At 71.9% G+C, this 9,448-nt stretch carries 7 protein-coding genes; 4 read left to right on the top strand and 3 right to left on the bottom strand.

All coding sequences use genetic code 11. The features are described 5' to 3' along the window. Positions 1–145: 145 nt before the first annotated feature. The 4 genes from pcrA to BJF86_RS10965 all read left to right on the top strand — a co-directional run bounded on the left by pcrA (position 146) and on the right by BJF86_RS10965 (position 6,222). Positions 146–2,500 (top strand): DNA helicase PcrA, encoded by a 2,355-nt coding sequence (gene pcrA, locus BJF86_RS10980; protein WP_237768183.1) that lies wholly within the window; start codon positions 146–148, stop codon positions 2,498–2,500. Positions 2,501–2,671: 171 nt separating this feature from the next. Continuing rightward, a complete protein-coding gene (gene sucC / locus BJF86_RS10975) occupies positions 2,672–3,853 on the top strand; it encodes an ADP-forming succinate--CoA ligase subunit beta (RefSeq protein WP_022924997.1) in 1,182 nt (393 codons plus the stop codon). A 40-nt stretch (positions 3,854–3,893) separates the two neighbouring features. Further along, positions 3,894–4,784 carry a succinate--CoA ligase subunit alpha gene (gene sucD, locus BJF86_RS10970; RefSeq protein WP_022924996.1) on the top strand — a complete coding sequence of 297 codons (891 nt, stop codon included), beginning with the start codon at positions 3,894–3,896 and terminating at the stop codon, positions 4,782–4,784. Positions 4,785–4,926: 142 nt separating this feature from the next. Then, positions 4,927–6,222, top strand: coding sequence for a DUF6350 family protein (locus tag BJF86_RS10965; protein WP_143553812.1), 1,296 nt, complete (start codon positions 4,927–4,929; stop codon positions 6,220–6,222). Here the strand turns inward: BJF86_RS10965 and BJF86_RS10960 are convergent, their stop codons facing one another. The 3 genes from BJF86_RS10960 to BJF86_RS10950 form a co-directional block, all read right to left on the bottom strand. Beyond that, positions 6,223–8,541 (bottom strand): HNH endonuclease signature motif containing protein, encoded by a 2,319-nt coding sequence (locus BJF86_RS10960; RefSeq protein WP_075818935.1) that lies wholly within the window; start codon positions 8,539–8,541, stop codon positions 6,223–6,225. It lies immediately after the preceding gene. A 128-nt stretch (positions 8,542–8,669) separates the two neighbouring features. After that, complete coding sequence (locus BJF86_RS10955) at positions 8,670–9,110, bottom strand: hypothetical protein (protein ID WP_143553811.1); 441 nt, start codon at positions 9,108–9,110, stop codon at positions 8,670–8,672. A 141-nt stretch (positions 9,111–9,251) separates the two neighbouring features. Next, positions 9,252–9,448: transposase (locus tag BJF86_RS10950; RefSeq protein ID WP_083652978.1), on the bottom strand; the 197-nt coding region annotated here is incomplete at its 5' end.

Below are 9,448 nucleotides of genomic sequence, written 5' to 3'. Positions count from 1 at the left end.
GGTGCCTGCAGGTAGACCTGGTTGTGCTGGTAAGTGGGCGCCATGTAGGTGTCGAAGCGGTTGCCGGCCACCATGTTCTGCAGCCACGGGCGGTCCTCGGCCCGGTGCGCGGAGGCCGGGCGCGGGGCGGGGGCAGGGCCCCTCGGTGGCCGAGCTGCTCGCCGGGCTCAACGAGCCGCAGCGCGAGGCGGTGACGCACCACGGCAGCCCGCTGCTCATCGTGGCCGGGGCCGGGTCGGGCAAGACCCGGGTGCTGACGCATCGCATCGCCTACCTGCTCGCCGAGCGGCACGTCCACCCGGGGCAGATCCTGGCCATCACCTTCACCAACAAGGCCGCCGCCGAGATGCGCGAGCGGGTCGAGCAGCTGGTCGGGCCGCGGGCCAAGGCGATGTGGGTCTCGACCTTCCACTCCGCGTGCGTGCGGATCCTGCGACGCGAGGCGACCGCGGCGGGGCTCAAAAGCTCCTTCTCCATCTACGACGCCGCCGACAGCCAACGGCTGATGGGCCTGGTCATCCGTGACCTCGATCTCGACCCGAAGCGCTACCCGGCACGGGCCTTCCTCGCCAAGGTGTCGAACGCCAAGAACGAGCTGATCGACGACGAGGCCTTCGCCGCGGCCGTCGGCAGCAACAGCTACGAGGCCAAGGTGGCGGAGGCCTACACGATGTACCAGCGGCGGCTGCGGGCGGCCAACGCGCTGGACTTCGACGACATCATCTCCACCACGGTGCACCTGCTGCGGGCCTTCCCCGCCGTGCGCGAGCACTACCGGCGCCGGTTCCGGCACGTCATGGTGGACGAGTACCAGGACACCAACCACGCGCAGTACGCCCTGGTGCGCGAGCTGGTCGGTTTCGAGGGCGACATCGTCGACGGGGGCAGCCGCGCGCTGCCTCCCGCCGAGCTGTGCGTCGTCGGCGACGCGGACCAGTCGATCTACGCCTTCCGTGGCGCGACGATCCGCAACATCGTCGAGTTCGAGGAGGACTACCCGCAGGCCCGGACCATCCTGCTGGAGCAGAACTACCGCTCGACGTCGACGATCCTCACCGCCGCCAACGCGGTCATCGCCCGCAACCCCAAGCGACGGGAGAAGCGGCTGTGGACCGACGCGGGCGAGGGCCAGCGCATCGTCGGCTACGTCGCGGACTCCGAGCACGACGAGGCCTCCTTCGTCGCCCGCCGGATCGACGAGCTGGCCGACGAGCGGGGGGTGCGGCCCGGGGACGTGGCCGTCTTCTACCGCACCAACGCCCAGTCCCGTGCCCTGGAGGAGGTGCTCGTCCGCACCGGGCTGCCCTACAAGGTGGTCGGCGGCACCCGGTTCTACGAGCGGCGCGAGATCAAGGACGCGCTCGCCTATCTGCGCGTCATCGCCAACCCGGCCGACGACGTCAACCTGCGGCGCATCCTCAACACCCCCAAGCGGGGGATCGGCGACCGTGCGGTCGCGGCGGTGACGATGCTCGCGGAGCGCGAGCGCATACCCTTCGTCGCGGCGCTGGGCCGGGCCGGCGACGCGCCGGGCATCGCGTCGCGCTCGGTCGCGGCGATCGGCGGCTTCACCGCGCTCCTGGAGGAGCTGGGCGACCTCGCCGGGCAGGAGGACTCGGGGATCGGGTCGCTGCTGGAGGCGATCCTGGACCGCACCGGCTACCTCGCCGAGCTGCGGGCGAGCCACGACCCGCAGGACGAGACCCGGGTGGAGAACCTCACCGAGCTGGTCACCGTGGCCCGCGAGTTCGACGACAACTACCCGGAGGGTGGTCTCGTGGACTTCCTCGAGCAGGTGTCGCTCGTGGCGGACGCCGACGAGATCCCGGAGGGCGAGGACGGGGCCGCCGAGGGGGTCGACCAGGGCGTCGTGACGCTCATGACCCTGCACACGGCCAAGGGCCTGGAGTTCCCGGTCGTCTTCCTCACCGGGCTGGAGGACGGCACCTTTCCGCACCAGCGGAGCCTGGACGACCCGGACGAGCTGGAGGAGGAGCGGCGGCTGGCCTACGTCGGCATCACCCGCGCGCGCGAGCAGCTGCACCTGTCGCGGGCGGGCAGCCGGTCGGCCTTCGGCGCACCGCAGTGGTTCCCCGCCTCGCGCTTCCTCGACGAGATCCCCGATGACCTGGTGACCTGGGAGCGCACCGACGCCGACCGGATGAGCATGACCGGGCGGCGCTCCGCGGCCGAGGGGATCGGCTGGTCCGGAGGGTATGCCGGGGGCTCGCGCGGCGGGTCCGGCTGGTCCGGCGGCGGGCGACCGGCCGCCGTGCGGCTCGACCCCCGGGGGAGCGCGCCGAAGCGGGACCGCACGCAGGAGCAGGAGGCCGAGCTGGCCGGGCTGGCCGCCGGCGACAAGGTGTCGCACGACAGCTTCGGCATGGGCACCGTGGTGCTCGTCGAGGGCACCGGCAACCACACGATGGCCCATGTCGACTTCGGCGACGCCGGGCTCAAGCGGCTGCTGCTGCGGGTGGCGCCGGTGGTCAAGCTCTGACGGGGCTCAGGTTCGTCACCCGCCGCTCGCAGGATGCGCTCGATGCTGGCGCGGGCCTGACCTGCCCGCTGCGATAGTGTGCGACGCAGTGCCGCCGACGGCGCCCAGGGCGCGGTCGAGCGGTGAGCACCGGCATACCGGAACCACCATCGACAGACGGGAAGCCCAACTGTGGATCTGTTCGAGTACCAGGCACGTGACCTGTTCGAGAAGCACGGCGTGCCCGTGCTCGCGGCCGAGGTCGTGACCGAGGCGTCCGAGGCGGGCCCCGCGGCCGAGCGGGTCGGCGCCGACAGCGGCGGCGTCGTGGTCGTCAAGGCGCAGGTCAAGGTCGGCGGCCGGGGCAAGGCCGGCGGCGTCAAGCTCGCCAAGAGCCCCGAGGAGGCCGTCGAGGCCGCCGAGCAGATCCTCGGCATGGACATCAAGGGCCACACCGTGGGCGCGGTGATGATCGCCCAGGGCGCCAAGATCGCGGAGGAGTACTACTTCTCCCTGCTGCTCGACCGCACCAACCGCTCGCTGCTCGCCATGTGCAGCAAGGAGGGCGGCATGGACATCGAGACGCTCGCCGAGGAGCGGCCCGAGGCCCTGGCCCGGGTCGCGGTCGATGCCAACACCGGCATCGACGACGCGAAGGCCCGCGAGATCGCCGAGCAGGCCGGCTTCGACACCGGTGACGTCGACGCGATCGCCCCGGTCCTCATCCGACTGTGGGACGTCTACAAGAACGAGGACGCCACCCTCGTCGAGGTGAACCCCCTCGTCAAGACCGAGGACGGTACGATCCTGGCGCTGGACGGCAAGGTCACCCTCGACGGCAACGCCGACTTCCGGCACGAGGACCACGCCGCCCTCGAGGACGCCGCCTCCGCCGACCCGCTGGAGAACAAGGCCAAGGGACTGGGCCTCAACTACGTCAAGCTCGACGGAAACGTCGGCATCATCGGCAACGGCGCCGGCCTGGTCATGTCGACCCTCGACGTCGTGGCGTACGCCGGTGAGGACCACACCGGTGGCACGGCGAAGCCGGCGAACTTCCTCGACATCGGCGGCGGTGCCTCCGCGGAGGTCATGAGCAACGGGCTCGACGTCATCCTCGGCGACGAGCAGGTGAAGTCGGTCTTCGTCAACGTCTTCGGCGGGATCACCGCCTGCGACGCGGTGGCCAACGGCATCGTCAAGGCCTTGGAGATCCTCGGCGACGACGCCACCAAGCCGCTCGTGGTCCGGCTCGACGGCAACAACGTCGAGGAGGGCCGCGCCATCCTCGCCGAGGCCGCCCACCCGCTGGTCACCATCGAGGAGACCATGGACGGCGCCGCCCGCAAGGCCGCCGAGCTGGCCGCCGGCTGACCTGCGACAACGACATACGAAGGAAGAAGAAGAGACCACCATGGCGATCTTTTTGAACAACGACTCCGCCGTCATCGTGCAGGGCATGACCGGCTCCGAGGGCATGAAGCACACGCAGCGGATGCTGCGCTCGGGCACCCGGGTCGTGGGCGGGGTCAACCCGCGCAAGGCCGGGCAGACCGTGGACTTCGAGGACGGCGTGCAGGTGCCGGTCTTCGGCTCGGTGTCCGAGGCGATGGAGGCCACCGGGGCCAACGTCTCCGTGCTCTTCGTGCCGCCGGCCTTCACCAAGGCGGCTGTGATCGAGGCGGTCGACGCCGGTATGCCGCTGGCCGTCGTGATCACCGAGGGCGTGCCGGTGCAGGACACCGCAGAGTTCTTCGCCTACGCGCAGGCGCAGGGCGGCACCCGGATCATCGGCCCGAACTGCCCGGGTCTCATCAGCCCGGAGCAGTCCAACGCCGGCATCATCCCGGCCGACATCACCGGGCCGGGCCGCATCGGCCTGGTGTCGAAGTCGGGCACGCTCACCTACCAGATGATGTACGAGCTCAAGGAGATCGGCTTCACCACCGCGGTGGGCATCGGCGGCGACCCGATCATCGGCACCACCCACATCGACTGCCTGCAGGCCTTCCAGGACGACCCTGACACCGAGGCGATCGTCATGATCGGTGAGATCGGCGGCGACGCCGAGGAGCGGGCCGCGGCCTACATCAAGGACAACGTCACCAAGCCGGTCGTCGGCTACGTCGCCGGCTTCACCGCGCCCGAGGGCAAGACGATGGGCCACGCCGGCGCGATCGTCTCCGGCTCCAGCGGCACCGCCGAGGCCAAGAAGGAGGCCCTCGAGGCCGCCGGGGTCAAGGTCGGCAAGACGCCCTCGGAGACCGCCGAGCTGATGAAGGAGATCATCGCCGGCCTGGGCTGACGCACCTGCTCGATCGAACACCCCTTGGGTCCGGCGCCGACCGGACGCAAGGGGTGTTCTGTCGTGGCGGAGGCAGGTGCAAGGGGTGCCCGGTCGGCGCGCCTCCCCGTGGCGCCGCGCCCCGTCCGTGACCATGGAGGCGATGACTGTGGTGGAGCGGGCCAGGAGCGGCGGGCGATCCGAGGGTGCCGCGTCGCGGGAGGAGATCCCGGGGCGCGGTCCGACGTTGACCGTCCGTCGCCTCGGGGAGCTGCTCGGGGCAGGGGTGGCCGGGGTCGTGTGCGTCCTGCTGGGCGTGCTCGTCGTGGTGCTCCCGACGGTCCTGGCGTGGGTGGTCGAGCAGCGGGGCACCGCGAGCTTCTGGCAGACGGTCGGCGTGGGGGTCGACGTGTGGGCGCTCGCGCACCGCGCCGCGGTGCGCACGCCCGCCGCCGAAGTCGTGATCGCCCCGCTGCTCCTCACGACCCTCTTCCTCGCGCTCTGCTGGTATGCCGCCCGCCAGGTCGTCCTGAGCCGGCACCACCTCATGGCCCGGGTGCCGCGGATCGGCGGGTGGCGCACGGCGTGGAGCGCGCTGGGCGGGTCCGACGGCACGGCCTTCGTCGTGGGCTATGTCGCCGCGGGGCTCCTCGTGGCGCACACCGCCAGCTTCGGGCTCGCGCCGGTGCGCCTGGCCACCCTGGTGCCCGGCGTCGTGCTCGTGCCGCTCGTGGCCCTCGGTCTCGTCTGGTGGGGGGAGCACCGGCGCGAGGAGCATCCGGTGGTGGACGCCGGTCTCGCCTTCCTCGAGGCGCGGACCCCGGTGCTCGTGCGCCGCGCGTTGCCGCCGGTCGTCGAGGTCCTCGTCGGGCTGGTCGCCGTCTCCTTCCTGCTCGTGCTCGGCCTGCTCCTGCTGCGGGGCGAGCGCATCCTCACCCTCTACGGCTCGCTCGACGCCGGGCTGGTCGGCACGGTCGTGCTCACGGTGGGCCAGCTGCTCGCGCTGCCCAACCTCATGGTGTGGGCGCTGGGGTGGACCACCGGGTCGGGGGTCACCGTGGGCACGGTGCACGTCGGCTGGGGCGAGACGACCGCCGGCGACCTGCCGGTGCTCCCGGTCCTCGGTGCGCTGCCCGAGCCCGGGGCCATGCCGCCGGGGATCTGGGCCATGGCGCTGGTGCCGCTGGTCGCCGGGGGATGGCTGGGCTACCGCGCGGCGGGCTCGGCCTCGCGGCTGGCGACCTGGTGGACCAAGGCGCAGATCATGCTCGCCTCGTGCACCGCGGTGGCCCTGGTGGTCCTCGTCCTGTCCTGGCTGGCGACGGGTGGCCTCACGCCCGGGCTGCTCGGGACGATCGGTGTCGAGGCGTGGCGCACGTCCGGCCTGTTGCTGGCCGAGCTGGTCGCGGGCGGACTGCTGGTGCTGACCGTGCTCCACCTGAGCCGTCGCCGCCTCTGATCAGAAGGGTGGGGGCTCTCCGGGTGAGGTGCGCCATCCGGTCGCGCCGGTCGCGCAGTTCGCGGCGGGCCGACCGGGTCCGCGCCGGTCCTCGGCGCGGACGCCCTGGTCGGCTCCCGGCGTCGGAGGCGCCGTGTCCGTCCCGTCCAGACCGAGGACGGCCGCCGTCGTCCGAGTGTCGGGCGCCGCGCCGTCCCGGCGGCGACCGGACTGGGTGCGGGTGACCCACATCCAGCCGGACAGCGGGCCGCCGTGCTCGCCGGTCCCGGGGTGGTCGTCGGCGTCGGTGAGGAAGGCACCCGGGCCGCGGTGCGCGAGAGCGGCATAGACGGCGCGGTTCAGCAGGTCGCGCCGTGCGTCCAGGTCGTCCCGCTGCGCCGGGTGCTCCTCACCGCGGGCAGCGTCCAGCGGTGCGGCCCGGTCGAGCGCAGCGGCCAGGTCAGGTGCGGCAGTCCCCTCCGGCACGGTCTGTCTGGTCGTCCACCGATCAGCACCCTCGTCGCCCGGCTGGCCGGTGCGGGATGCAGTCGAGACACGGCCCGGGCCGGCGCCGTGCTGTCGGTAGTCGTGCACCCGGGTGGTCTCGCGCTGGCCGAGCAGCGTGGTCCAGGTGAGGTCGCGCAGGTCGTTGATCTGGGCGAGCGCCCTCCCGAGCGTCTTGAGCTGGTGCGGCGACTTGGCGAGCGCGACGAGGTTGGTCTCTGACGTCGGTCCGCCGGGGCCCTCCGGCGCCCACGGGCTGACGTGGTCCAGCTCGCACACGGCGCCCGGTTGGCGCGTGCCCGGTGCCCGGGAGAACACGTCGGCGGCGAGGACCTGTCGGCGCATGGCCGCGTCGGGCCGGTATGCGGCGATGGACCGCTCGATCAGCCGCCCGTCGGCCGGGTCGGTCAGCAGTCGGGCCAGGGTGGTGCCGGGAGCGAGCGCGAGCTCCCGGATCTGCCCGGGCGAGAGGTATGCCGGGTGCCGCCCGAGCACCAATCCCACCCCCTGTCGTCCGCCGGGGCCATGATCGTCGGCGCCGGCGAAGGCAGAGTCCTGCCCGTCGCACGTGTCTGTCGGATGGGGGACATGATGGTCCGGGCCGGTCGGGTGGGCAGAGTTCTCCCCATCGCAACTGTGTGCCGGGTCGCTGCTTGGGTTGCTCGGTGCCTGCGCCATCGCTCCGTGGCAGGTCGAGCAGGCCGGCCGACCGGAGAGCGCGTCCCAGGGGACGACCACCTGCAGCTCGACGGTCGGCATACCGCTCACGACCCGCGCGACGGCCTCGAGGTCGGGTGTCAGCAGGTCCGCCCACCCGTCGGGAGATCCGGCCACCTCGTCCCTGGGCGAGGGACCGGAGCCGGGGTTGCTCCCACCGGACTCGTCTGGCCCGCCCGGGGTCGGGGCACCCCTGCCTGACGGCTGCGAGCGCGGGTCGCTTCCACCGGACTCGTCTGGCCCGCCCAGGGTCGGGGCACCCCTGCCTGATGACTGCGGGCGGGGGTCGCCTCCGCCGGGCTCGTCCTGCGGCACCGGGAGCTGTCCGTGGACGACGAGCGCCATCAGCACGTCGGAGCGCAGCTGGTCCAGGGTGCGCGGATCACCCTGTTTGCGAAGCAGGCGAGCGGCCCGCTCGACCCTGCTGTGCGCGGCGATGAGCGAGAGCGCGGGGCCGTTCGTCTCCAGCGTCGCCGTGCCGTCGTCGTGCACGGTGATCGTCGCCCGGCGGGCCTGGTAGGCCTTGCTCCGGCGCTCCCGCTCGGCCGCCACGTCGACGCCCTCGGCCCGGGCGGCCTCCCGCGCGAGCGCCGCCGCGTAGTCCGCCTCGTGCCAGGGACGCTCACGCAGGTCACCCTCCGGCGTCAGCCGCTCGGCCACGACGACATGAGGGTTACACCCGAAGAGGCCTTCGGCGACCAGGAGTGCGTCGTCGACCTCGAGCGAGCCGCAGCGACGCCAGAAGGATCGCACCATGTCCCACGTCACCTCCGCACGGTCCAACGCACCGAGCACCGCGGTGCGCACCCCGTCCGGTGCGCAGGCCATCCCCACCAGGTGCCGCGCCTCGGTGACGCCCATGCCGAGGCGTGCCTGCACCTCGGCGCAGGCGGCCCGCTTGGTCTCCGCCCGCCACTTCGTGCGCTGGCCCTCGGTCAGCTCGTCCACCGAGGTGAAGTCCTTCTGAGCCAGGACGGCAGCACCGGTCACCGCGACGACCAACCGGGCAGCCTCCACCAGCCGTGCGTCCAGTCCCGCCCGGGTCGCCGCCACGACACCCAGGGCATCGAGCGCGGCGCCCTCCGCGCGCCCCTCCGGTTCGATCGCCGTGACCGCCATGCCCCTCACCCCCTCAGATGAAGCGTTGCTCCTGGGCCCCAGTCTAATCGAACGTGTGTGCGAGCGTCAAGCGCCCACGCTTCGCGGGTCAAGGCACCGAGCACGGCCGGTCTCGCCCCGCACCGAGATCAGTGACCCAGCTCCTGTATGTCGGCCTGCAACCGGGCCGTACGCTCCCGCCACCACTCCAGAGAAGGATGGAGTCCATCAGAGTCGACCCGGGGCACCAGCGAGATGTGCAGCGTCAGGCCGGTCACGCCGTCGCGGACAGTCTTGATACCTATCTGTGTCACAGTGCGAAACACCTCGGGAACCGTCTCGACCACATATTCGCGTTCCCCTGCTGGCCCATCAGGACCAAAGTCGTCACGCACCACAATCCCAAGGAGCAACTGAGACGCCCGAGCTTCCTGCGCCGTCTGACCGGGCGACATCTGCGCCCGCAGCCCCTTCCCTCCCCCATAACTGATCAGCCCGTAGACCGGGCGCCCGAGCACCTCAGCGACCCACTCGCGCAACGCACCGAAAGCAGCCGATTCAACCTCAGCCTGCTGAGCCACCAGCTTCACGCTTACCACTTCTTCCGCACTACCCACGCGGGACCCTTCCCTCCCCGATCACGGAATCGCCCAGGTGGGCACCGGACCAACGGACTCGCCAGAGGTCAAGCCGGGAGTGTCCGACTAACGGTGTAAGTGGCGTTTTCATGGTCAGCGGTCCTGCGCCGTAGGCATGCGGTCGGCGAAGGTGATGGCGAAGGCGTTCAGGGCCGGCTTCCACCGTATGGCCCATCGTGTCTGGCCGGTGCCCTTGGGGTCCAGCGATCTGGTGACCAGGTACAGCGTCTTCATCGCTGAGGCCTCGTTCGGGAAGTGCCCGCGGGCCCGAACGGCGCGCCGGTAGCGGG

Source organism: Serinicoccus sp. CNJ-927, from assembly GCF_001942435.1.
Lineage (GTDB): Bacteria > Actinomycetota > Actinomycetes > Actinomycetales > Dermatophilaceae > Ornithinicoccus > Ornithinicoccus marinus.
The sequence above is the reverse complement of the archived record's forward strand: the minus strand, read 5'-3'. Positions and strand labels throughout refer to the sequence as shown.

Excerpts from the sequence above, each read along its gene's own strand:
- sucD (WP_022924996.1), top strand. The coding sequence starts at position 3,894 with ATGGCGATCTTTTTGAACAACGACTCCGCCGTCATCGTGCAGGGCATG.
- BJF86_RS10965 (WP_143553812.1), top strand. The coding sequence starts at position 4,927 with ATGACTGTGGTGGAGCGGGCCAGGAGCGGCGGGCGATCCGAGGGTGCC.
- BJF86_RS10960 (WP_075818935.1), bottom strand. The coding sequence starts at position 8,541 with ATGGCGGTCACGGCGATCGAACCGGAGGGGCGCGCGGAGGGCGCCGCG.